At 35.2% G+C, this 25,086-nt stretch carries 23 protein-coding genes; 8 read left to right on the top strand and 15 right to left on the bottom strand.

Features of this window, described 5'->3' with window-relative positions; genetic code table 11:
- Together J3U27_RS01385 and J3U27_RS01380 are read left to right on the top strand one after the other, a co-directional pair.
- Nucleotides 1-1,185 (top strand): MFS transporter, encoded by a 1,185-nt coding sequence (locus tag J3U27_RS01385; RefSeq protein WP_220225059.1) that lies wholly within the window; start codon nt 1-3, stop codon nt 1,183-1,185.
- A gap of 137 nt (nt 1,186-1,322) precedes the next feature.
- Nucleotides 1,323-2,363 carry an NADH:flavin oxidoreductase/NADH oxidase gene (locus tag J3U27_RS01380; RefSeq protein ID WP_267376640.1) on the top strand — a complete coding sequence of 347 codons (1,041 nt, stop codon included), beginning with the start codon at nt 1,323-1,325 and terminating at the stop codon, nt 2,361-2,363.
- Between the two features lie 45 nt (nt 2,364-2,408).
- Here J3U27_RS01380 and J3U27_RS01375 read toward each other — a convergent pair whose 3' ends face one another.
- Complete coding sequence (locus J3U27_RS01375; RefSeq protein ID WP_267376637.1) at nt 2,409-3,593, bottom strand: FAD-dependent monooxygenase; 1,185 nt, start codon at nt 3,591-3,593, stop codon at nt 2,409-2,411.
- Nucleotides 3,594-3,607: 14 nt separating this feature from the next.
- On the bottom strand, nt 3,608-3,778 hold the full coding sequence (gene tatA, locus J3U27_RS01370; protein WP_141673909.1) for a Sec-independent protein translocase subunit TatA: 171 nt from the start codon (nt 3,776-3,778) through the stop codon (nt 3,608-3,610).
- Nucleotides 3,779-4,425: 647 nt separating this feature from the next.
- On the opposite strand from tatA, the gene J3U27_RS01365 reads away from it, so the two are divergent.
- Nucleotides 4,426-5,115, top strand: a complete 690-nt coding sequence (locus tag J3U27_RS01365) for a LexA family transcriptional regulator (RefSeq protein ID WP_065562232.1) — start codon at nt 4,426-4,428, stop codon at nt 5,113-5,115.
- A 245-nt stretch (nt 5,116-5,360) separates the two neighbouring features.
- A complete protein-coding gene (locus J3U27_RS01360; protein ID WP_065734275.1) occupies nt 5,361-7,196 on the top strand; it encodes an ABC transporter ATP-binding protein in 1,836 nt (611 codons plus the stop codon).
- A gap of 65 nt (nt 7,197-7,261) precedes the next feature.
- Here the strand turns inward: J3U27_RS01360 and dacB are convergent, their stop codons facing one another.
- The gene (gene dacB / locus J3U27_RS01355; RefSeq protein WP_065734274.1) at nt 7,262-8,695 is read right to left on the bottom strand and encodes a serine-type D-Ala-D-Ala carboxypeptidase; all 1,434 of its coding nucleotides are present in this window, start codon (nt 8,693-8,695) and stop codon (nt 7,262-7,264) included.
- A 172-nt stretch (nt 8,696-8,867) separates the two neighbouring features.
- Between dacB and J3U27_RS01350 the strand changes: the two genes are divergently transcribed.
- Nucleotides 8,868-9,884 carry a TerC/Alx family metal homeostasis membrane protein gene (locus J3U27_RS01350; protein ID WP_267331219.1) on the top strand — a complete coding sequence of 339 codons (1,017 nt, stop codon included), beginning with the start codon at nt 8,868-8,870 and terminating at the stop codon, nt 9,882-9,884.
- A 54-nt stretch (nt 9,885-9,938) separates the two neighbouring features.
- On the opposite strand, the gene cycA is transcribed toward J3U27_RS01350, so the two are convergent.
- Nucleotides 9,939-11,312 (bottom strand): D-serine/D-alanine/glycine transporter, encoded by a 1,374-nt coding sequence (cycA, locus tag J3U27_RS01345; protein ID WP_267331218.1) that lies wholly within the window; start codon nt 11,310-11,312, stop codon nt 9,939-9,941.
- A gap of 198 nt (nt 11,313-11,510) precedes the next feature.
- Here cycA and mltA point away from each other — a divergent pair, with 198 nt between their 5' ends.
- The 3 genes from mltA to asmA all read left to right on the top strand — a co-directional run bounded on the left by mltA (nt 11,511) and on the right by asmA (nt 15,142).
- Nucleotides 11,511-12,584 carry a murein transglycosylase A gene (gene mltA, locus J3U27_RS01340; RefSeq protein ID WP_267376634.1) on the top strand — a complete coding sequence of 358 codons (1,074 nt, stop codon included), beginning with the start codon at nt 11,511-11,513 and terminating at the stop codon, nt 12,582-12,584.
- A 69-nt stretch (nt 12,585-12,653) separates the two neighbouring features.
- Nucleotides 12,654-13,235, top strand: coding sequence for a dCTP deaminase (gene dcd / locus J3U27_RS01335; protein ID WP_065562238.1), 582 nt, complete (start codon nt 12,654-12,656; stop codon nt 13,233-13,235).
- A 32-nt stretch (nt 13,236-13,267) separates the two neighbouring features.
- Nucleotides 13,268-15,142, top strand: a complete 1,875-nt coding sequence (gene asmA, locus J3U27_RS01330; protein ID WP_267376631.1) for an outer membrane assembly protein AsmA — start codon at nt 13,268-13,270, stop codon at nt 15,140-15,142.
- A gap of 82 nt (nt 15,143-15,224) precedes the next feature.
- On the opposite strand, the gene hslU is transcribed toward asmA, so the two are convergent.
- From hslU to sucC, 11 genes are all read right to left on the bottom strand, one after another.
- On the bottom strand, nt 15,225-16,553 hold the full coding sequence (hslU, locus tag J3U27_RS01325) for an HslU--HslV peptidase ATPase subunit (protein WP_065734269.1): 1,329 nt from the start codon (nt 16,551-16,553) through the stop codon (nt 15,225-15,227).
- Nucleotides 16,554-16,581: 28 nt separating this feature from the next.
- Complete coding sequence (gene hslV / locus J3U27_RS01320) at nt 16,582-17,109, bottom strand: ATP-dependent protease subunit HslV (protein ID WP_065562241.1); 528 nt, start codon at nt 17,107-17,109, stop codon at nt 16,582-16,584.
- A 181-nt stretch (nt 17,110-17,290) separates the two neighbouring features.
- Nucleotides 17,291-18,316: a cell envelope integrity protein TolA gene (tolA, locus tag J3U27_RS01315; RefSeq protein WP_416380518.1), complete on the bottom strand. Its 1,026-nt coding sequence runs from the start codon at nt 18,314-18,316 to the stop codon at nt 17,291-17,293.
- Between the two features lie 17 nt (nt 18,317-18,333).
- The gene (gene tolR / locus J3U27_RS01310; protein WP_086364301.1) at nt 18,334-18,753 is read right to left on the bottom strand and encodes a colicin uptake protein TolR; all 420 of its coding nucleotides are present in this window, start codon (nt 18,751-18,753) and stop codon (nt 18,334-18,336) included.
- A gap of 2 nt (nt 18,754-18,755) precedes the next feature.
- Nucleotides 18,756-19,436, bottom strand: a complete 681-nt coding sequence (gene tolQ / locus J3U27_RS01305; protein WP_065734266.1) for a protein TolQ — start codon at nt 19,434-19,436, stop codon at nt 18,756-18,758.
- Entirely contained in the window at nt 19,437-19,832 is a 396-nt protein-coding gene (gene ybgC / locus J3U27_RS01300; protein WP_065734265.1) for a tol-pal system-associated acyl-CoA thioesterase, read from the bottom strand. It abuts the gene before it with no gap.
- 166 nt (nt 19,833-19,998) lie between these two features.
- The gene (cydX, locus tag J3U27_RS01295; RefSeq protein WP_065562246.1) at nt 19,999-20,103 is read right to left on the bottom strand and encodes a cytochrome bd-I oxidase subunit CydX; all 105 of its coding nucleotides are present in this window, start codon (nt 20,101-20,103) and stop codon (nt 19,999-20,001) included.
- Between the two features lie 9 nt (nt 20,104-20,112).
- A complete protein-coding gene (gene cydB, locus J3U27_RS01290) occupies nt 20,113-21,249 on the bottom strand; it encodes a cytochrome d ubiquinol oxidase subunit II (protein WP_065562247.1) in 1,137 nt (378 codons plus the stop codon).
- A 19-nt stretch (nt 21,250-21,268) separates the two neighbouring features.
- Complete coding sequence (locus J3U27_RS01285; RefSeq protein WP_267376626.1) at nt 21,269-22,840, bottom strand: cytochrome ubiquinol oxidase subunit I; 1,572 nt, start codon at nt 22,838-22,840, stop codon at nt 21,269-21,271.
- A gap of 101 nt (nt 22,841-22,941) precedes the next feature.
- The gene (gene sucD / locus J3U27_RS01280; protein WP_267376624.1) at nt 22,942-23,808 is read right to left on the bottom strand and encodes a succinate--CoA ligase subunit alpha; all 867 of its coding nucleotides are present in this window, start codon (nt 23,806-23,808) and stop codon (nt 22,942-22,944) included.
- 24 nt (nt 23,809-23,832) lie between these two features.
- Nucleotides 23,833-24,999, bottom strand: coding sequence for an ADP-forming succinate--CoA ligase subunit beta (sucC, locus tag J3U27_RS01275; RefSeq protein ID WP_065562250.1), 1,167 nt, complete (start codon nt 24,997-24,999; stop codon nt 23,833-23,835).
- Between the last annotated feature and the right edge of the window lie 87 nt (nt 25,000-25,086).

The raw sequence follows: 25,086 nt of genomic DNA, 5'->3' as shown, positions 1-25,086 counted from the left end.
ATGAATAGCAAACAAGCTCAAGGGCTATCTGCATGGTTAGTATTCCTAATGGCATTTGCCATTGGCGTCGCGGTAGCGAGTAATTATTATGCACAACCACTATTACACTCGATAACTAATGATTTACATATTGCAATTAAACATGCAGGTTTTATCATTATGGCTGCACAATTTAGTTATGCTGTTGGCTTGCTGTTCATTACCCCACTGGGTGACAAAATAGAACGTAAACGATTAATATTGACCTTGATGATATTATCAACCTGTGGACTAATTATTAGTGCAACTTCACAAAACTTATGGTTACTTATGCTTGGTACGGCTATGACAGGTCTATTTTCAACCGTAGCCCAAGTATTAATTCCATTTGCCGCAACACTATCACGACCAGAGCATCGAGGTAAAATTGTCGGTACATTGATGAGTGGTATGTTGCTAGGTATATTATTAGGTCGTGCATTCGCTGGTTTTGTTTCTTCGATGACAGATTGGCATTATGTTTATTGGATTGCCGCGTCAGTAATGATCATTGTTACTTTGCTACTTTGGTTATCATTACCAACTTATAATAACACCATCAGTATTAACTATTTTCAACTGTTATTATCAATTGGCTCACTATATAAACAAGAACCTGTTTTACGAATTCGCTCATTGTTAGCAGTTATTTCCTTTGCGTTATTTTCACTGTTATGGACGCCGCTTGCCTTTTTATTAAGTAATAAACCTTACTATTATTCTGATTTTATAATCGGTTTATTCGGCCTAGCCGGTGCCGCAGGTGCACTAGGTTCGCCTATTGTTGGCAAATTATCAGACAAAGGAAAAGGCTTTTTAGCCACGACCATTGGCCTAATATTACTTCTTGCTTCATGGGTACCACTTTCTCTTGCTGAATATTCACTTTTAGCCTTAATTATTGGGGTAGTATTACTGGATTTTGCTGTTCAAGTTACTCATGTATCAAACATGAACGCCATTTATCAAATTCGACCAGAAGCACGTAGCCGTATGAACACTGGTTATATGGTAAGTTATTTTATCGGAGGCATGTTGGGTTCTATCGCTTCCACTTATCTGTATAGCAACTATGGTTGGATCGCGATAATTATTGCTGGTACAGTTTTAGGATTATTGGGTTTATTATGTTGGCTCTACTATCTTAAATCAGTTCGCAAACCATAAACGATTTAATTGCAAAAAAAAGTTGAGGAACGGGGTTTTTTAACGTTTATTTGCTCTAATATTCCGTTTTTAAACACTATATACTATTCGTCAGTTAACTTAAACATTTGCACCATTAATAAAAACAGGAGCCATCCATGGCTAAAATAGCCTATATTAATACGCCATTTAAAGTAAAAAATTTATTACTCAAAAATCGTATTGTTATGCCGCCGATGTGTCAATATCAAGCAAAAGACGGATTGGCTAATGATTGGCACTTTGTTCATTATGTTTCACGAGCGGTTGGGGGCGTGGGTTTAATAATTTTAGAAATGACCAATATTGCTCCAAATGGTCGAATATCGCCAAATTGCTTAGGTCTATGGAATGATGAGCAACGCGATCAGCTTAAACGTATCGTTGATGCGGTTCATGCTCAAGAAGGAAAAATCGCTATTCAAATTGCCCATGCAGGACATAAAGCTTTGGGTGAGTCTGACGTCGTATCCTGTTCTCCTATCCGCTATGATGGGAACGTCGAAGCGAATCCAAAATGGCAATATCAAATGCCAAGAGAATTAACCAAAAGTGAAATCGCTGATATTATCGAAAAATTTAAACAATCAACCAAACGTGCGGTTGAAGCAGGTTTTGACGCAATTGAAATACACGGTGCACATGGTTATTTAATCCATCAATTCAGCTCATCAAAAACGAATATTAGAACGGACGAATATGGTAAGGATAAATTATTATTTGGTGAACAAGTAATTAAAGCAGCAAAATCAGTGATGCCAAAAGATATGCCACTAATTGTTCGGTTTTCGGCTCAAGAATACGGTACTAATGGTTACGATATTAATTATGGTTGCCAAATTGCTAAACGTTTTGCACAAGCAGGCGCAGATGTTTTAGATGTGAGTGGCGGTGGTGATGGTCAGTTAGATCCAAAGCATACGCCTCTATTTCATGCTGGATACCAGGTTTATTTAGCGCGTGCTATTAGAAAGGTCACTAATTTGCCAATTATTACTGTTGGTATGCTTGAAGACCCTTATCTTGCTGATTATGTATTAAGTACTGGCGATGCTGATTTAGTTGCAATTGGTCGAGGTTTATTGAAAGATCCTTACTGGCCGCTAAGAATTCCAGCATCTCCATTTATCCCAACATCTTATCAAGTAGCTTTTAAATAAACTAATGATAATCCTGTAGTGTTAGCTACAGGATTAATTTACAAACTAAATTTTCATGGCATATTTGATGAGACGTTTCTTTATTGGCGAAAAGTTATCAATTGCGTTCATCCCAACTGTTCTCACCATTTTTTTAAAAGCATTATCGCCATTAAACATATCTTGAATAGTTCGCATTGCGGTTAACATGACTAAAGCATCTTTACGGCGAGTGAATTGGAATGATTTTAAGTTTTCTACTAAACCAATATCTTTATCTTCATCAATAAGTTTATTAATGGTTGCCACCAATAATGCAGAATCTTCAAATCCTAAATTAACTCCTTGACCAGCCAATGGATGAATAGTATGGGCTGCATCACCAATTAGCACTAACCGATGTTTAATAAATTGTTTTGCAAACCGAGCTTTTAATGGAAACACCATTCTCGGATTGACCAACTGACATTGTCCTACTTTATCACCGCTTAATTTAAACAGCTCTTGGCAAAACTCAGATTCAGTTAACGAAGTTAAAATAGCTGCTTGCTCTGGTTTAGTTGACCATACTAAACAACTGTAATTGGGTTGCCAAAGTGGTAAAAATGCTACAATACCATTAGGGTAAAAAATCTGCCTAGCACATGCTTGGTGAGGATATTGTGTTTCAACGGTTGTAATCACTGCATGATGAAGGTAATCACGCTCAAACACAGAAATTTTTTCCTGTCTGCGCAGCCAAGAGTGTGCGCCATCAGCACCTATAATCAGTTTTGCTTGTAACCGAGTATTATCCGAAAGCGTTAAAAAAGCATAATCTTCATTATAGCTATTATCTATAGCGGCCAAATTGAAAATAGTGATATTTGAATTTGCTTGAGCATGTTGATACAGGTAGTAAGAAATTAAATTATTTTCGATGATATACCCAAGATTTGGATAACCATAATCTTTAGCATGTGCAGTAAGATGCGCTAAACCGTTTTTTTCCCAAACTCCGATCTCGCTAAAAGCATGAACACGTTCGCTCGCACATAAATCGTTCCAAATACCAATTTGAGAAAAATATTGCTGACTTGCGCCATTAATTGCAGAAGCTCTAATTCCTATTTCGTCAAAAGCAAAATTTTGATTATCATTAACGTTAACATCAACAATAGCTACAGTTAAATTAGATTGGCTAAGAGCACATGCAGTTGCTAAACCAACCAATCCACCACCAACGATGGCCACATCAAATTGCGTTTTCATATCAATAAATAGGGTTATTTCTTATCAAGCTTATTATCATCTTCAACATCATCATTCATCGCTTTTTTAAAACCTTTCAATGCTGAACCAAGATCAGAACCTAAATTACGTAATTTCTTTGTTCCGAAAATGAGAACCACCACGGCAAGAAAAACTAATAGATGTGGAATGCTAAATGACATAATTAAAACCTCATTTAAAAATGTATCGCTATTTGAACAAGTTAAACGAACAAATAGATTATTTAATATTGGAATTGATTATACTCTTTTTATGATGGGATTTCATGACAAGTTAATTTAGATAAAAAAAAGACCCGCATAAAATATACGGGCCAACATGAAATATAAGGAATATAAGGAAAGAAAACAATGAAAAATCCTTACGCTGCTTATTATCCACTTTTTTTCTTTTTAGTCAACGTTTTTATTTGCCTTTCAGCAAATGTAGCAATTTTAGCTAAAAAATGACTTTAACCATTATAAATCAATAGATTAAAATAACACCCAACATATAAATAAGAATAATAAATATTTGATAAATATCAATTACGCATTAAAAAAAACTTAATATCTATAAAACTACTTGAAATTTCAACGGAAAAACAAAGACAATAAAACGGAAAAAAAAGCCATACTTCTTATTATAACACTCGCTGTTTTTTTATTTTTATGCGAGAAAAGAATATTTTTCCATAATATAAAACGCGTTTAAACAAAAAATCGCATTAAAACTTAATAAAATTAAGAAGATTGATTCAAATTCATATATAAAACTCATAAAAAATACAATATAATTATCAAACGGATGAAAAAATAAAAACGAAATAAGTATGATTAAAAATAAAAATGTAAAAACTTTTAAAGATAGGCTACATTCGTCAATGCAAGGATTATCTGTTTCATCCTTTGCAAAAAAATGTGATATGTCAGAAACGGTAATACGAGATTATTTGTCTGGAAAAACCTACCCTTCACTAACTCGTTTAGAAGTAATTGCTGAAAAATGTAATGTTTCATTCAACTGGTTAGCTACCGGTTATAAATTGGAAGTGTTGGATCCTAAAGACGATGATAATAACGAAGTTTATAATGAAAATATCTATCGTATCCCGGTTTATAAAAAACAATTACCAACTAAAGAAGAGGCGCAAAATCAACGTTACGTACGTGAAACGCCACCAGTAATGAATTATCCTATTGTTGAAGGTTGGGCTTCTCATCGTGGTTTAGATATCAAAAAACTTATAATCTATTGGGCGAAAGGTGATTTAATGGCACCTGAAATCGAAAATAATAATGGATTAATTATTAATACAGAAATAAACGAAATAATCGATGGCGCAATTTATTTAATTGAATACGAGAATTTCACTCTACTAAGAAAAATTCGCCTATCACTCGGAAATTGGATTTTGATTTGTAATAATCATCAATACCCAACGATTGAGGTTCCTAAAGCTCATTTCGAAAAATATAATATTGTCGGGCGCGTTGTACAAATTATTAAAGATGTTTTTTAAGACAATTATTAGTAATCTAGTACTTTTCACTATATAATTTCCCATGAGGAAAGCTCAAAAACCCCTTTCCTCAACTTTTTTTAATTTTTATTAATGTTAGTTTAATAGGTATTGGAGTGATGTCTCTTTTAATTTAAAAATATCATATTTCGCTTATAGCACTTAGCATTTGGTAATAAAACCCTCACTTTTTTAGATCATTGGTAAACCTATCAATGAATAACCTTTTAACTAATAGGTCTAATATGTATCGATTTTTTGAAAAATTGGTATCACCTTATCCACAAGATGAACCACAGCCGATGGCTAAAAGTTTTTTTAGTTTTATTTGGCAATCGACGAAAGGCACACGTTCTTTCCTTCTATTATTAATCATACTGAGTTCATTAGCTGGCGCGTTTGAAGCCTTTTTATATGCTGCACTCGGTAAAGTTGTTGACTGGCTGGCAGCTGTTTCACCAAGTCAATTTTGGCAGCAGGAAAAATCAACCTTAATTGTTTTTACGATTATTATATTAGCTAGCACGATCATTATTGCCTTACAAACTATCATTAAACATCAATGTTTGGCGGGAAACTTTCCAATGCGACTGCGTTGGAATCTACATCGATTAGTGCTAAATCAAAGTATGCGCTTTTTTCAAGATGAATTTGCCGGCCGTATATCAGCAAAAGTGATGCAAACCGCACTTGCGGTTAGGGATACCTGCTTTTTGGTTGCTGATATCTTTATCTATGTTTTGATTTCGTTTATTACTATGGCAACAATCATAGGTCAGTTAGATCTTTGGTTATTAGTACCGTTTATGGTTTGGTGTTTTGTTTATGGCATTGCGATGTATTACTTTATTCCACGACTAAGTAAAGTGGCTAGTATGCAGGCTGATGCGCGTTCAACCATGACTGGCCGAGTGACTGATGCTTACACGAATATTATGACAGTTAAACTGTTTTCTCATGCAGGCAATGAAGCAAAATATGCACAAGAGTCGATGGACGAATTTTTAGTTACCGTTAATAAACAAATGCGTTTAGTTAGTAGTTTTGAAATTGTTAATCATTTATTGTCTATTTTCCTCGTTCTTGGTACTACCGGCTTATCATTATGGCTATGGACTAATGATTTAATTGGTGTTGGAGCTATCGCCACTACAACCGCTGTCGCACTTAGATTGAACGGCTTTTCACATTGGATTATGTGGGAAATGGCAGCATTATTTGAAAATATCGGCGTGGTTAAAGATGGTATGAATACGTTTTCTGTTGCTAAAACTGTTGTCGATGAACCTGATGCACCAACTCTTAAGGTGACTGATGGTAAAATCGAATTTAAAAATATTAATTTTAGTTACGATGCAAAATTAAACAATGCCATTATCGACAACTTAAATTTAACCATTAAACCAGGTGAAAAGATCGGTTTAGTTGGCAGATCAGGGGCGGGTAAATCCACTTTAATCAATTTATTGTTGCGATTTTATGATTTACAAAATGGTCATATTTTTATTGATAATCAAGACATCACCAAAGTCAATCAAGAAAGCTTACGCGCTCAAATTGGTATGGTTACCCAAGATACTTCACTATTACACCGCTCAGTAAGAGATAACTTATTATACGGTAATAACCATGCCACAGAACAAGAGATGATAATCGCAGCTAAAAAAGCTCATGCCGATAGTTTTATTGAAACCTTAGTAGATGCTAATGGAAGAACTGGATATGATGCTTTTGTTGGTGAACGTGGGGTTAAATTGTCCGGAGGACAACGCCAACGTATCGCTATTGCTCGAGTTATTTTAAAAAATGCACCAATTCTATTGTTAGATGAGGCAACTAGTGCACTTGATTCTGAAATTGAACAAGCTATTCAAGAAAGCTTATATACGTTAATGGAAGGTAAAACGGTTATTGCTATTGCCCATCGATTATCTACAATCGCGGCGATGGATCGATTAATCGTTTTAGATCAAGGAAAAATCATCGAACAAGGAACACATCAAGAGTTACTTAGTAAAGATGGACTTTATGCTCAACTTTGGAAGCATCAAAGTGGTGGTTTTTTAGCTGAAAATTTTTAACTTAAAATTTAGGGCGATGAGTAAATAACATCGCCCCAAAATCTTAATTCTCAAATTAGTCAAATCTAATTAATGAAATTTTTATAAAACTCAGATTCGAACTTCATAACTGCCCCGTTTTTAGGTTCCCCTTTACTATCAGCCCGATACCCTGATAATAATTGAACAAAAGCGACATAACGTCCGTCTGATTTTTGAATAAATCCGGCTAAATTATAACTACCTTGAATATAGCCTGTTTTAGCCATAACTACATCTTTAAATGGTGCTTGACTGAAGCTTTTACGGTTTTGCAACGTTCCATCAACACCCGCAATTGGTAATTTTTCAATAAAAGCGAGTTGATTGTTATGTGCTGAAATATACTGCAACACTTCCATTAGTTTGTTGGCGCTAACTAGATTAAGACGAGATAAACCCGAGCCATCGGCAATCACTAAGTTTTCTAAGTCAATACCTGCTTTTTTACGAAGGATTTGTTTAACCGCATCACCACCATTACGCCATGTTCCTGCAGTATTATAATAGCGTGCGCCAAGTGTTCTAAAAATGGTGTCAGCATACAAATTATTTGATTTTTTGAGCATAACCGTTATTAACTCAGAAAGCGGTGCTGATTGACTTGATGTTAATAACGTTAAGGAACCAGTGGATTTTTGTTTTCTTTCAAAAACACGTCCACCATAAGTTATTTTTTGTTGTTTTAATTCATTTTTTAAAACAGTCGAAAAATATTCGGTTGGATCCATTACTGCAAATTTTAATGGTGTTTTATCCGCATTAGAAGCGATGCATCCAGATAAATAGTAGCGATTTTTATCAGCATTAACATCAAGCTCACAATATTTATCATGTGCGTCTTTACTACTAGCGGAAATCGTTCTGACATCACCTGAAACCATAACTGGAATATTAGATGAAACAGAAACTGATGCTTTACCACCTACTTTACCCGGAGTAATTGTTGCATAAAAGCAGTTATCATCAATTGTTGCAGCTGATGCAGGGGCATTGTAACAAGCGGTTAAATTATTCCATGACCACCCTTCTGCTTTATCATGACTAGCAAAAATTGAAGTGTCTAAAATAACATTACCTGAAATTTTTTCTACACCCTTTTGACGAAGGGCGCTAATCATATTTTTTAATCTTTCTCGACTAAAAGTGGGATCACCACTCAATTTGATAATCAGATCACCATTGAGTTGTTTATTACTAACTGAACCATTCGCGTACATTCCAGTAACAAACCGAAAGTCATTACCCAGTTCAAGCTGTGCAGCTAGTGCAGTTATTACTTTTTGCGTACTAGCTGGCTGTTTAAATTGATCACTTTTGTATTTGGCTAATGTTTTAGGATTGCCATCAACAGTTTGCACTAAAATTGATAAATCACTCCCTTTGGGTAATGATGATATATATGGTTCAACCGATTGTGCTTGCAATAAGCTTGAATAAAAAGCAACGATAAATAGAAAAGATACCCTTATATTTGTCATGAATGTATGCTCAAAAAATTTATTAAATATATTAGTGTGGAAACAAATATATCTTTTTTTGATAAGCCTATCAATATATACTCAGTCTCTTTAAAAATAATGTTCTAAATACCATTATATTTTACATTTTTGAATTTAATCCAAGAGATAATTTAATATAGGTAACAAAGCTATGATTCATCATTCATTAGGTTTTCCAATCGAAACTGTACTGATGTTCGTCATTTTGGCTTTAACTGCGATTATAATTGATTTATATGCTCACCATAACGATAAACCCATTAGCCTAACCAGCGCAATATTATGGTCTTTATTCTGGGTTGCTGTTGCATTAGGTTTTGCACTTTATCTTTATCTTCACCATGGAAGTGAGATAGCAAGTTTATTTATCACGGGTTATGTGCTTGAAAAAGCGCTTTCGGTAGACAACTTATTCGTTATTATGGCGCTGTTTTCATGGTTTGCTATCCCTAACAATTATCGACATCGATTACTTTATTGGGGCGTAATTGGTGCGATTATTTTCCGAGCTATTTTTGTTGTAATAGGTACGGGTTTATTATCGTTAGGTCCTTGGATGGAATTGTTCTTTTCAGTAGTGGTTGCTTTAACTGGATTTATGATGCTGAAAAACCAAGGTCAAGATGAGAAAATTAAAGATTATTCAGAACATTTTGCTTATCGTATTGCTAAACGTATTTTCCCTTCTTACCCTAAGATAGTTGGTCATCACTTTTTATTAACCCGAAAACAACTAAACGCGGAGTTAACGAAGCCAGAAAATAGCGACCTAATTCATAAAATGCCAAAAAGTGCCTTATATGCAACACCACTATTTTTATGTGTTGTGGTGATTGAGTTGAGTGATGTTATGTTTGCATTTGATTCTGTTCCCGCAGTAATCGCGGTCAGCCAAGAACCACTGGTTGTTTATAGTGCAATGATTTTCGCTATTTTAGGGTTACGGACTATGTATTTTGTTTTAGAAGCAATGCAACAATATCTTGTTCATTTAGGCAAAGCTGTAGTCTGCCTACTATTTTTTATCGCAGCAAAACTGGCTTTAAATGCTAGCGACCATCTATTTAATTATGGTATTAACATAAGCCCTACTCTCAGCCTTTATATAGTATTAGGCATTTTATCTTTAGGTATTATTGCAAGTTTTATTTGGCCAAATAAATCCTAAAAAATAATAAGGGAATTGATAATCGGCAGTAAACCTGCCGATTAAAGATGAGAGCTATTGGCGTGTTGATGAACGAATAAAGTAACTCACACCTAAAATAATAAACCATAGTGGGGTTGCGATCAGTGCTTGGCGAGTATCAGCTTCAAATGTCAATAATACAATCACAAAAGCAAAAAACGCTAAACAAACATAACACATAAAAATTCCACCAGGCATTTTAAATTGTGATTCTTGATGCAAATTAGCTTTTTTACGGCGATAAGCAATATAGGAAATCAATATCAACGACCAAATAAACATAAATAAAATGGCAGAAATCGTCGTTACAATAGTGAATGCTTCCATCACATTTGGTACTAAATAAATCAGTACTACCCCACCGAACAAGCAGGTACATGAAAATAACAAACCATTAGCGGGGACTGAACGTCTTGATAATTTACCAAATGGTTCTGGTGCATCTTGTTTTTTAGCAAGACCAAACAACATTCGACTGGTTGAGTAAATACCACTATTTGCTGAAGAAGCCGCCGAAGTTAATACCACAAAATTGATAATACTTGCTGCAGCAGGTAAGCCAATCAAGGTAAATAGTTCAACAAATGGGCTTTTATTGGGTGAAATAAACTGCCAAGGTGTTACACTCATGATAATAATCAAGGCAAAAACATAGAAAAAGATAATTCGTGCTGGCACTGAATTAATTGCCCGTGGTAAATTTTTATTTGGATCTAGTGTTTCAGCCGCTGTAGTTCCAACAAGCTCAATACCAACAAAGGCAAAAATTGCAATTTGGAAACCAGCAAAAAATCCCATCGTACCATGGGGAAAGAAACCACCATACTCCCAAAGATTAGAAAACGCAGCCGTAGTATTGGTTTGTTCTGAATGATAAGCCGTGAAGACTAAAACAAGTCCAATAGCTATCAAGGCTAAAATGGCCACTATTTTGATCATAGAAAACCAAAACTCAGTTTCACCAAACATCCTAACAGTTAACAAATTCAAAGTTAAAAGCACAATAACTGTAAGTAGCATTGGGATCCATGCTTGTAGTTCTGGAAACCAGTGTTGAGCATATCCTGCGATAGCAACAACATCTGCAATTCCGGTAATTACCCAACAAAACCAATAAGTCCAACCAGTAAAAAAACCAGCCCAAGGACCCAATAAATCGTTAGCAAAATCACTGAATGATTTATAATTTAGGTTGGATAATAAAATTTCTCCCATTGCCCGCATAACAAAAAATAAAACAAACCCAATAATCATGTACACAAAAACAATAGATGGTCCGGCAAGGCTGATTGTCTTCCCAGAACCCATAAATAATCCCGTACCAATTGCACCACTTATTGCTATTAGTTGAATATGTCTACTGGAGAGATTTCGTTTAAGATCATTATTTGAAGACGTACTGTTCATCGTATCGATTACCTGTCGTTTTTACAATTTTCGTTTTTTTATAAGAAGTAAAGGACTATAAAGTCTACAGCGCTAAATCGCAAGCTCAATCACATGAAAAATTTTTATAGCAATATCATAATTATTGGTAGTTTCTTATAATAGAATTGTGTAGCATAACCAACCATATCATTTAACTTATTACAATAAATTATCAAGATGAAAGAAAACAAATTTCACATTTATCTATTATGTTTAGCATTTATCATGTCACTACTTGCTGGCTGCCAGAGTGATCCTAATTCATCAAGTAAACAATTTAAAGACGGTAAACTACCACATGATTTAAATGCCAGTCGTCCGCATTTAGCTGTGCCTGTAAATATTTCTGACTATACGATTCAAATTGAAAAAATAAAAACAACATCGCCTTCTTTGTATCGTAAAAATGAACATATTTATAAAGCCGTTGATGCTTGGATTAATCGCTCATTGGGCTCAGCAGAATTCCATAAAGTGGGTCTAAAAAGTTATGAAATGGCTGGTAAAGATGGATATGGTAATGTACATCTAACCGGTTATTACACTCCTGTTATTAAGGCTAGATACCAACCAACTGGTGAATTTAAATATCCAATTTATAGAATGCCAACCCAATCTAAAGGGCCGTTACCAAGTCGAGAACAGATCTACAATGGCGCATTAGCTGGAAAAGGACTGGAGATCGCTTATAGTAATTCATTAATGGACAATTTCATAATGGAAGTCCAAGGAAGTGCCTATATCGATTTTGAAGATGGTAATCCGCTTGTTTTCTTCTGTTATGGTGGAAAAAATGGCCATGGCTATTCAAGTATAGGACGCTTATTGGTTGAATCAGGAGAGATCGCTAAAGAAGATATGTCTATTCAATCCATAAGAGATTGGGCAAAAAGTAAGAGTGAAAAGAAAGTCAAAGAGCTATTAATCCAAAACCGATCATTTGTGTTTTTTAAACCGCAATATAACGCCGAAGTAAAAGGTGCAGCAGCAGTACCTTTAGTTGCCAATGCAGCAGTGGCATCAGATAAAACATTAGTCCCAACCGGTTCAGTTGTATTAGTTGATGTACCACTGCTTGATAATGATGGTCAATATCGTGGAAGGCGCGAAGTTCGTTTAATGGTTGCGCTTGATGTTGGCGGGGCAATTAAAGGCCATCACTTTGATCTTTATCTAGGTATTGGAAACAAAGCAGGTAAACAAGCAGGTTATTACAATCATTTTGGTCGAGCTTGGGTGATACAACCTTAACCAACCAACATCGACGCCATCAAAAGAACCTGCTAGAATAAGATAAAAAGCAGACTTTAAGGATAACTTATGAGATTATGTGACCGTGATATTGAAGCATATTTAGATAGTGGTAAATTAAAAATCACGCCACAACCTGCATCAAGTTGTATTAATGGAGCAACAGTAGATGTTCGATTAGGTAATCAATTTCGTACTTTCAGAGAGCATACAACACCTTATATTGATTTAAGTGGACCTAAAGAAGAAGTTGCAGCCGTTCTAGATCGCGTTATGAGCGAAGAGATGATATTAGCTGAAGGTGAAGCATTTTATTTACATCCAGGCGAACTTGCTTTAGCAGTGACACTCGAATCAGTTACGATTCCTGATGATTTGGTTGGCTGGTTAGATGGCCGTTCATCATTAGCTCGCTTAGGACTTATGGTACATGTTACTGCTCATCGTATCGATCCAGGCTGGCATGGACAAATTGTTTTAGAATTTTACAACTCAGGAAAGATACCAGTAGCACTTAGACCTGGTATGACTATTGGTGCGTTAAGTTTTGAAACACTTAGTGGACCAGCTTCTAGACCATATAATCGCAGACAAGATGCAAAGTATAAAGACCAACATGGCGCTGTCGCCAGTCGTATTGATAAAGACTAATACAGTTCATAACCTTAATAAAGGACATTAATATGATAAAAAAAATATTGGTTACGCTATTTATCTTAATTTTGGTCATTGTTATCAGTATCGCTTCCCTTATTATATTTGTTGATCCTAATAATTTTCGTGGTTACATTTCACAAACAGTGAAAGACAAAACAGGGTATGAACTGACTATAGAGGGCAATCTACGTTGGCATATCTGGCCTCAAGTTAGTATTTTAACTGATTCGGTTAAATTATCCGATAGCGGTGCAACAAAACCTCTTTTAACCGCTGACAACATGAGGCTTGATGTTGAGCTTCTTCCTTTGTTTTCAAAAAATTTAGCGATTAAAAATGTATTTATTAAATCAGCAACAATCAATATTACGGATGAAAGCAAAGGTGAAAATGCTAAAAATAGCACTCAAGCCATAACTAATTCTTCAGAAAAACAACCATCTGAAGATAAAAAAAATCCATCTGATTGGAAATTCAGTTTAAATAAGTTTGAAATAGCGGATAGTACAATTGCATTTCAGCATAATCATGATTTGATAAATTTCAGAAATATTAATCTGTTATTAGAAAAAAATAACGATAAAAACCTTTCTCTTGAACTCAATGGGAACATCGATAAAAACCAGCAAGACTTATATTATTCATTAAACGCCAATATTGATTTAGCCCAATTCCCTGAAAAAGCAGTTATTGATTTAAAAAAATTGGATTACACGTTTAACGGCATAGTCAATTCAGAAAAAGAGATAAAAGGTAATGTAACTGGTGTATTTAATTATCAAAAAGCACCAATGCAATTGGATAGCCAAAATTTGGTTTTTTCAATTAACGATAATGATTTTACAAGTAAGATCAATGTCCGTTTTGATAACAAACCGGTGATCGATTTCCAATTAAATTCAAATAAATTTGATTTAACACCTTTCATCCAAAAAAATGAAAATTCAACGAAAAGTACTAACGTTCAACAAACTTCGCCAGTTGTATCGAATGTTTCCAAAAATGATAATGAATTAAGTATGCTTAATTCATTTGATGGAAAAGCAAAAATAAATATCAAAGAAGTCAAAGCGGATAAAATTGCATTAGGTAATTTGAATGTTGAAGTTGACAATCAAGATGGTATAGCAAACTTAAAAAATCTAACTTTCAATTTTGCAAATGGGCAAATTGCTGCCAACGGCACCGCTAATGGTAAACAAAAAAACCCACAAGTTAAATTGAATACCAAAGTTAGCAATATCAATTTAAGCTCATTTTTTACGCAAATGAATATGGCTTATGATCTTGATGGAATATTCAATGCTTCTGGAGTATTAGAAGCCAATACATTATCAACAACTAAATTATTAGAGAACATTAAAGGTAATGCTAATATCGTCATTACTAATGCTAAACTAAATAATATTAACATCCAAAGCATCATCGAAAATGCCGCCGCGAAATATAGCAATGGTAATATAAGTTCTGAAAATCATAAAAAATATACTGAGTTTCATAAAATCACAACCAATGCTTATATAAATCAAGGTAACATTGATCTTAATTCACTCAATGCAAACTCTGAAACATTAGATGTGATAGATAGTTCAGGAAGAGTGGGAATGGTTAATCGTGATTTAGATGTTAATCTAAATATAAAAATATTAGGTGGTTGGAATAGTAAAAGTGAAACTATTGCAAAACTACAAAAAGTGACTATACCACTACGTATATATGGTCAATTTTCTAATTTACACTATCAACTAGATATTGCCAAAATAGTATCTGATGTGCTTAGTGATAAATTACAACAACGTTTAGATAAGCTACGTGATAAATTAGAAAACAATGGTTCCAGAGATAAAGATAAATCTAGACAAAAAGCAGTTGATATTTTAGGTGAATTTATTAAGAAATAAATATTTGATGAAATAATGATAATAGATATAAAAAAAGGTGAGCTAAATAACTCACCTTTTTTTATTCAATTAATCTACTTGATTATAAAATGAATTTGCTCAAATCTTCATCAGCAACAAGTTTATCAAGATGATCGCTGACATATTTAGCATCAATTGTAATGGTTTGACCACCCAATTCACTGGCTTCGAAAGAAACCTCTTCCATCAAACGTTCAAGCACAGTATGCAAACGGCGAGCACCGATATTCTCATTTTGTTCATTAACTTGCCAAGCAGATTCAGCAATTTTACGAATCCCATCTGGTGTAAAATCAATATTAACACCTTCTGTTGCCATTAATGCTTTATATTGCACTGTTAACGACGCATTAGGTTCCGTTAAAATACGCTCAAAATCTTCACTAGTTAATGCTTGTAATTCAACGCGAATTGGTAAACGTCCTTGCAGCTCAGGAATCAAATCTGAAGGACTCGCAGTTTGGAACGCACCTGATGCGATAAACAAAATATGATCAGTTTTTACTGAACCATGTTTAGTTGAAACAGTACAACCTTCAACAAGTGGTAGTAAATCACGCTGAACACCTTCACGTGAAACATCAGGACCAGATGAATTACCACGCTTACACACCTTATCGATCTCATCGATAAACACAATACCATTTTGCTCGACAGCTTCAATGGCTTCGTGTTTAAGATCATCGGGATTAACCAATTTAGCAGCTTCTTCTTCAATTAGCTGTTTCAAGGCATCTTTGATCTTCATTTTACGAGCTTTGGTTTTTTGACCACCTAAATTTTGAAACATTGACTGAAGTTGGTTGGTCATCTCTTCCATACCTGGCGGTGCCATAATTTCAACACCAATATTAACGCCAGCTATTTCAATCTCAATTTCCTTATCATCAAGAGCGCCTTCACGTAATTTTTTTCTAAATGCTTGTCTAGCAGTTGAATCATTATTGTTTTCAACTTGTCCCCAACCATCTTTTGCTGGCGGTACTAGCACATCTAAAATACGTTCTTCAGCTAATTCTTCTGCTCTATTACGATTTCGTTCAATTGCTTCTTGACGAATCATCTTAACAGCAGAATCGGTAAGATCACGAATGATTGAGTCAACTTCTTTACCTACATAACCAACTTCCGTAAATTTTGTGGCCTCTACTTTGATAAATGGAGCATGTGCAAGTTTAGCTAATCGTCTTGCGATTTCTGTTTTACCCACCCCTGTTGGGCCTATCATAAGAATATTTTTTGGGGTAACTTCATGACGTAATGCTTCATCAAGTTGCATACGACGCCAGCGATTACGTAAAGCAATAGCAACAGAACGTTTTGCTTTATCTTGTCCAATAATATGTTGGTTTAATTCGCTTACAATTTCGCGAGGAGTCATTTCAGACATAATAATATTTCTCTTAAATCAGTTTTAATTAGTAATTAAGCTCTTCAATAGTTTGGAAGTTATTGGTGTAAACACAAATGTCACCAGCTATTGATAGCGATTTTTGTACAATATCATGCGCAGATAATGAAGTATTATCTAATAAAGCTCTTGCAGCAGCTTGAGCATAAGGTCCACCAGATCCAATCGCAATCAGATCATCTTCTGGTTGAATAACATCCCCTGTACCAGTAATAATTAATGATGCGGTTTCATCAGCTACAGCAAGTAATGCTTCTAACTTACGCAACATCCTATCGGTTCGCCAATCTTTGGCTAGTTCAACTGCCGCTTTAGTTAAATGGCCTTGATGCATTTCTAATTTACGTTCAAATAATTCAAATAAAGTAAAAGCATCTGCTGTACCTCCAGCAAATCCTGCTATCACTTTATTATTGTATAAACGGCGAACTTTTCGAGCATTACCTTTCATAATAATTCGTTCACCTAATGTAACTTGCCCATCGCCTCCAATAACGACTTGACCTTCACGACGGACACTGACAATTGTTGTCATATTCTGCTCCTTCTCTTACTAAAACACTTAATTCGGAATGAATAGAGAATATATTGGGATGATTAATAAATTTTCAACATCTGATTATTAAAATGCGAAATATTTATTTATTAAAATATTTATTTATTAATAGATGAAATGGTTAAATATCGTATTAAGATTTAAGCAGTTCAGATCTTACTTATTTGGGTTGGAAATCAATAGTCATTGTTTTAACTTCATTATATAACTTACTAGAAGGTTTTGGTATAACCGCTAATTTAGTAGCTGCTAAAGCCTCTCGACATAAATCAGCATCACCGCCTTTTGAGGTGACATTCAGCAATAATCCATCAGGTGCTATCTGGATTTGCAATGTACAAGTTTTTCCTCGATAAAGATTTTGCGGATTAATAAACTTATTACTAATTGCATTTTGTACTAACGATCTATATTTATTTAATTCGCCATCTGAGACACCTTTACGACTAGCTGCACCACCAGAAACATCAGGAGAGCCTGATGTAAGACCACCTAAGAGCTCATTAAGCGCTTTATCCTTTTTTGCTTGCTCAGCCCTTTTTGCAGCTGCGGCCTTCTCGGCGGCAGCTTTTTCTGCAGCGGCCTTTTCTGCAGCAGCTTTCTCAGCAGCAGCCTTTTCTGCAGCGGCTTTTTCTGCAGCGGCTTTCTCAGCAGCAGCTTTTTCAGCAGCAGCTTTTTCTGCAGCGGCTTTCTCAGCAGCAGCCTTTTCAGCAGCAGCTTTTTCTGCAGCGGCTTTTTCTGCAGCGGCTTTCTCAGCAGCAGCCTTTTCAGCAGCAGCTTTTTCTGCAGCGGCTTTCTCAGCAGCAGCCTTTTCAGCAGCGGCTTTCTCAGCAGCAGCTTTTTCGGCAGCAGCTTTCTCTGCAGCGGCTTTTTCTGCAGCAGCTTTTTCGGCTTCGGCTTTTTCGGCTAATTCTTTAACTTGTTTGTCTAATTGCTCTTGACGCTGTTGATTTGCTTTTTCCTGATTAACTTGCGCCTGCAATTGTCTTTGATATTGTTCGGTCATAACTGACGGATCAATCATGATTGCGTCAATAGAATTACCATTAATACTACCGTAATTTTCTCCATTATCATCAGGAATAAATTGATATCCTAAAACAATAATCAATATACCATGTAAAATAATGGATATGATAACTGGTAGACTTAGTTTTGATCTTAACTTGTTAGACATTGCTGACATTTTTTATAATTATTAATTTAAATTGGTTGAGTCATCAAACCGACCGATTTAACACCCGCAGATTGAAGCAAATTCAAAGCTTTTATAATTTCTTCGTAAGGAACTTGTTTAGCTCCACCGACTAAAAACACTGCTTTATCATTCAATGACATTTGCTGTTTAACTTCTGCAACAATTTGCTCTTGAGGTATATTCGATTGTCGATTTTGATCAATAATTATTGCATAAACACCAACTCCGGAAACCTCAATAATAATAGGTTTATTATCGGAAGGTGAAACAGTTTTTGACTCTGTCGCTTCAGGCAGATCAACTTCAACACTTTGACTAATAATTGGGGCTGTCGCCATAAAAATCAATACTAATACAAGCAATACGTCAAGTAACGGTACAATATTGATTTCTGATTTGGTTGAATAGCGTGAACGTCTACTCATAATTATTTCCTAACAGCTACTGCTTGACGTTGTAAAATTGTAGAAAACTCATCAATGAAGTTCAAATAGTTTTGTTCCATTCGACTTACACTTAATGATAATCGATTATATGCTAATACAGCTGGAATCGCCGCAAACAAACCAATAGCTGTTGCAATTAACGCTTCCGCAATACCTGGTGCAACCATTTGTAATGTAGCTTGCTTAACTGCGCCAAGTGAAATAAAGGCATGCATAATACCCCACACAGTACCAAAAAGACCAATATATGGACTGATTGAACCGACTGTTCCTAAGAATGGAATATGCAATTCTAAGTTATCTAATTCACGATTCATTGCTAAACGCATTGAACGAGATGCGCCATCTAATGCAGCTTCTGGCATATTTGGATTAATTTGATATAAACGAGAAAATTCTTTAAATCCCGAATAGAAAATATGTTCTGTGCCACAGATCTCTTCTTTATTGAATTTTGCTTTATCAAAGAGCACATTTAAGTCTTCGGCAGACCAAAAACTATCGTCAAACTGTTCGACTTGTTTTTTTGCTTTGCTTAAAATTTTGCTACGTTGGAAAATGATAGCCCAAGACATTACCGAAAATGCTAATAACAATAACATAACACCTTGTACTAAAAGTCCAGCTTGTAAAAATAGATCAATAATATTGAGATTATCCACTTAAATTAACTCCAAAACTAATAACTTGGGAAGCGCACACGGCTTCATTTTAGTCATATTGACACAAGCAATAACGACATCAGCGCTGCTGATAATTTGCTTATTCTGGTTTAAAATTGTCTGTTTAAAAATAATAGACGCCTTACGAATTTGCTCAACCTTAGTGCTGATAGTTAGCATGTCATCTAAACGGGCTGGAAAATCGTAGCTAATATCCATCTTTTTGACAACAAATGCAATACCTTCCTGTAATAACTTTTGCTGACTAATATCAAGATGTCTTAGCATTTCCGTTCTAGCTCGTTCAAAGAAGGCTAGATACCTAGCATGATAAACTACTCCGCCAGCATCTGTGTCTTCATAATAGACTCTTGCATTCCAATTGAATTGTTTCATATTTTATAATTTGAACAAAAAATTTGCGTCATTATATATGATTATAAAATTCGCTGCACTATGATATAAAAATAGTTAAATGAAAACAATTATCATTTGTTAATTATTTGTCTAATATACAGCCCTATAACTAAAAAGGTGGCAATTTGCCACCTTTTTATCTATTTTATGACTCTTTAGTTTCTTTATCGTTATTTTCAAGCCAAAGTCCTGTAACAACTGCAAGCATACAAGCTGCAATTAATCCTGCTAACCATAGAAAGTAATACATAATAAATCCTTAATAAAGTGAATGTTTATTATTTTCAATATGATTTTTATCTAAACGGCCAAACATCTTAATGTAACACCATGTGGTATAGAACAGAATGAGTGGTACAAAGATTAGTGCTACACCAAACATGATATTAAGTGTTAATTGGCTAGAAGATGCGTCCCAAATTGTCAAACTCGCATTTGGCATAATGCTTGAAGGAATGATGAATGGGAATGTCGCAATACCATATGTCAGTAATACACAAGCAATGGTTAGTGCAGAAGATAAAAACACTAATCCATTTTTATTTAAACTAGAAAATAAAATAGTAAATAAAGGTAATAAAACACCTAAAGCTGGTACAACCCATAATATTGGATAGTTCATGTAATTTTTTAACCATGAAACATCTGTCGAAACAGTTTTGCTCAATGGGTTTGAAACACCATTAGGATCTATAGCGCTAGTTACCTCATAACCATGAATACCGAAGGCAACCCAAACTCCAGCTAATACAAATGCAATTAACATAATTAAACTAGCTATTTGAGTTGCTTTTCTTGCTCTTAAATAAAGTTCACCAGAAGTTTTCATTTGCAACCAAGCACCACCATGAGCAACGATTAACATTAAACTCACAACACCTGCTAATATTGCAAATGGGTTAAGTAAACCAAAAAATGACCCATCATAAAAAGAGCGATAACTATTATCAAATCTAAATGGAACGCCTTCTAACAAGTTTCCGAATGCAACACCGAAAACAAGAGCAGGAACAAAGCTACCTAAAAAGATTGCAATATCCCACATATTACGCCATTTAGAATTTTCTAATTTACTACGATAATCAAACCCAATTGGTCTAAAAAACAGTGCACATAACACCAAAATCATCGCAATATAAAATCCGGAAAAAGATACCGCATAAGCCATAGGCCAAGCAGCAAAAATACCTGCACCACCAGTAATTAACCAAACTTGGTTACCATCCCAGTGTGGTGCTATTGCATTTATCATAATACGGCGTTCAGTATCAGTTTTGCCAATAAATGGTAGTAAGATACCAACACCCATATCAAAACCATCGGTGACAACAAAAGCGATTAACACAACGCTAATCAGCACCCACCAGGTGACTCTTACAATTTCATAATCAATCATTGTATATACTCCCTATGCCTTATTCTGATATCGATTGTGTTTTTTCATAATGATAGCTGCCAGTACCTAAAGAGCTTGGTCCTAATCGAGCAAACTTAAACATTAAGAACATCTCAGCAACTAAGAACATTGTATAAAGTCCACAAATAAGAACCATAGTGAATAGTACTTCACCTGGAGTTAATGATGAATTAGCTACTCCAGTTGGCAATATGTCTTGAATTGCCCAAGGTTGACGACCATATTCTGCAACAAACCAACCACATTCACATGCTAACCAAGGGAATGGGAGTGATAAAAGAAGTAAACGGCATAACCAACGTTTTTCACCAATTTTATTTTTGTAAGTTGACCATAAAGCAAGGCCAGTACCTAAAATCATTAATAAACCAAAGCCAACCATTCCTCTAAATGCCCAGAATAAAGGCCATACAGCTGGGATTGAATCTTCAGTCGCTGCTTTAATATGTTCTTCAGTAGCTTCTGGAATTGTTAGGTTATCTTTATCGGTAAAACGTTTAACTAGGTAACCATAGCCTAAATCAACTTTATTATCTTCAAAGGCTTTTAATACCGCAGGGTCTTTATCACCTTTTTGAATTTTTTCTAAATTTGAATACGCTAAAATACCATTACGAATTCGAGTCTCATTAACCGCTAAAATATCTTTTAAACCAGTTACTTTGGTATCTAATGAGCGAGTTGTCATAATTCCCATCGCATAAGGAATTTCAACCGCAAACAAGTTCTCTTTTTTCTCTTGTGAAGGGAACGCAAGAACGTTGAACGACGCAGGTGCTGGTTGAGTTTCCCATTCAGCTTCAATTGCAGCTAATTTAACCGGCTGTACAGTAGTCATTTCATGACCAGCTTCATCACCCATAATAGCGACCACAATTGACATAATAAAACCAAATACTGCAGCTACAGCAAAAGAGCGCTTAGCAAATGGTAAATCACGTTTTTTGAGTAAATAATATGAACTAATACTTAAGACAAAAATAGCACCAGTTAAATAACCCGCTGCTACGGTGTGAACGAATTTATATTGAGCAACAGAATTGGTAATTAACTCAAAAAAACTTTGCATTTCCATTCTTGAGTTAATCGGATTAAAGTCTGAGCCGACAGGGAACTGCATCCAACCATTGGCAACTAAAATCCAGAGCGCAGAAAGATTAGAACCAAAAGCCACACACCAAGTGACCATTAAATGCTTGCCACGGCTTAATCTATCCCATCCAAAAAAGAATAAACCAACCATGGTTGATTCTAAGAAAAATGCCATTAATCCTTCTATTGCAAGCGGTGCACCGAAAATATCACCTACATAATGCGAATAATAAGACCAATTTGTACCAAACTGAAATTCCATAGTTAAACCAGTAGCAACACCAACAGCGAAGTTGATACCAAATAGTTTACCCCAGAATTTAGTCATATCTTTCCAGACTTGCTTACCACTAACAACGTATACCGTTTCCATAATTGCAAGCATAAACGCCATACCTAGCGTTAATGGTACAAAAATAAAATGATACATCGCAGTGAGTGCAAACTGAAGGCGTGACAGTTCTACTATATCTAACATAAAGCGCTCCCTTATCCTTAAATGCCCACAAATTTTGTAACGTTATTATTGTACAACAAAATTTAATGAATAAAAATTGATTAATGTCAAAAAAATAAAACTTAAAAATGTTTTTTTATTGCTTCACCAATTTGAGCTAAGCTACTTACAACAGTAACACCTGCTGATTGCAGTGCTTTAGTTTTTTCTGCTGCGGTACCTTTATTGCCAGAAATGATTGCACCTGCATGTCCCATACGTTTGCCGGCTGGGGCCGAAACACCAGCTATATAAGCAACCACAGGTTTAGTAACATGATGTTTAATATAGTTGGCGGCTTCTTCTTCTGCGCTACCACCAATTTCACCAATCATAACTATTGCTTCTGTTTTAGGATCTTGTTGGAGTAATTTTAATATTGAAATAAAATCACTGCCGGGAATGGGATCACCACCGATTCCGACGCAAACGGATTGGCCTAATCCAATATCAGTTGTTTGTTTAACTGCTTCATAAGTTAGCGTACCTGAACGCGAAACAATCCCAACTTTACCAGCTAAATGAATATGTCCAGGCATGATACCAATTTTACACTCATCAGGAACAATAATTCCTGGGCAATTTGGACCAATCATCACAACATCATTTTGGGTTAATTTTTCTTTAACAATAAGCATATCCAAGGTTGGAATGCCTTCTGTAATACAGACGATTAATTTTATACCTGCATCAATGGCTTCTAAAATTGAATCTTTACCAAAAGCAGCGGGAACATAAATAACGGTTGCAGTTGCACCGGTTGCTTCAACTGCTTCTTTAACGGTATTAAAAACAGGTAAACCTAAATGTGTCGTACCACCTTTGCCTGGTGTTACACCACCAACTAATTTAGTACCATAAGCCAGTGCTTGTTCAGAATGGAATGTACCTTGGCTGCCAGTAAATCCCTGACAAATAACTTTTGTATCTTTATTAATCAAAATTGACATAGTAATTATTCTCCACCCATTCTCTTATTGTGCAACACTGACGATCTGTTGGGCTGCATCGACTAAACTTTTTGCGGTAATAACATTTAATTTACTTTTAGCTAAAATATCTCTTGCTAGTTCTGCATTATTACCTTCAAGACGAACGACAACAGGAACAGTCAAACCTATTTCCTTAATTGCATCAATAATGCCATTAGCAATAAGATCGCAGCGAACAATACCACCAAAAATATTGACTAATATTGCTTTCACATTTTTATCAGAAAGTATCAATTTAAAGGCTTCGGCAACCCGTTCTTTTGTCGTGCCACCACCAACATCTAAAAAGTTTGCTGGCTCACCACCATAAAGTTTAATCATATCCATAGTTGCCATAGCAAGGCCTGCGCCATTAACCATGCAACCAATATTGCCATCTAAAGATACATAGCTAATGCCTTGTTTAGCCGCTATCGACTCCCGTTCGTCTTCCTGTGTAGTATCTCTTAATACGACTAAATCAGGATGTCTAAACATAGCATTATCATCTAGCACAACTTTAGCATCTAGACAGATTAACTCCTGTGTATCGGTAATAACTAAAGGATTGACTTCTGCTAAAGAAACATCTTTTTCAATGAAAAGATTAGCAAAATTAACAAATAATTTAGCGAATTGATTGACTAATTTACCGGTTAAGCCAAGTTTAAAAGCTAACTCTCGGCCTTGATATCCGCATGGTCCTGTTAAAGGGTCGAGTGATATTTTATGAATTAAATGTGGCGATTGCTCAGCGACTTTTTCGATCTCAACACCACCTTCGGTAGATGCCATAATCACAATGCGTTTTGTACTACGATCAACAACCGCCCCTAAATAAAGCTCTTTCTCTATATTAGACGCTTTTTCAATTAAAATTTTATTAACTGGTTGCCCTTTAGACGTTGTTTGATAAGTCACTAAATATTGACCTAACCATTTTTCAGCAAACAATCTAATTTCATTAAAATCTTTAGTACAAATTACCCCGCCAGACTTACCACGTCCGCCTGCATGAACTTGGCACTTTGCTACCCAAGCATTAGATTGAGAAGAGAGCTCAGCCAATGTATCTTGTATTTCATCGATTGAATTACACACATAACCTTCTGGCACTGGCAAATTATATTGTTTAAATAGGTGTTTTGATTGATACTCATGCAGATTCATAAATAATTCCGAAACGTCGATTGCCATAAAATAGTGGCTAATTTTAATTCAAGTTGAAAAAATTGTGTAGTAAATAATTACTTATGT

The sequence above is a fragment of the Gilliamella sp. B2911 genome (assembly GCF_026536965.1).
Lineage (GTDB): Bacteria > Pseudomonadota > Gammaproteobacteria > Enterobacterales > Orbaceae > Gilliamella > Gilliamella apicola_E.
Note: the sequence above shows the minus strand (reverse complement) of the source record. Positions and strands in the feature narration are given on the sequence as shown.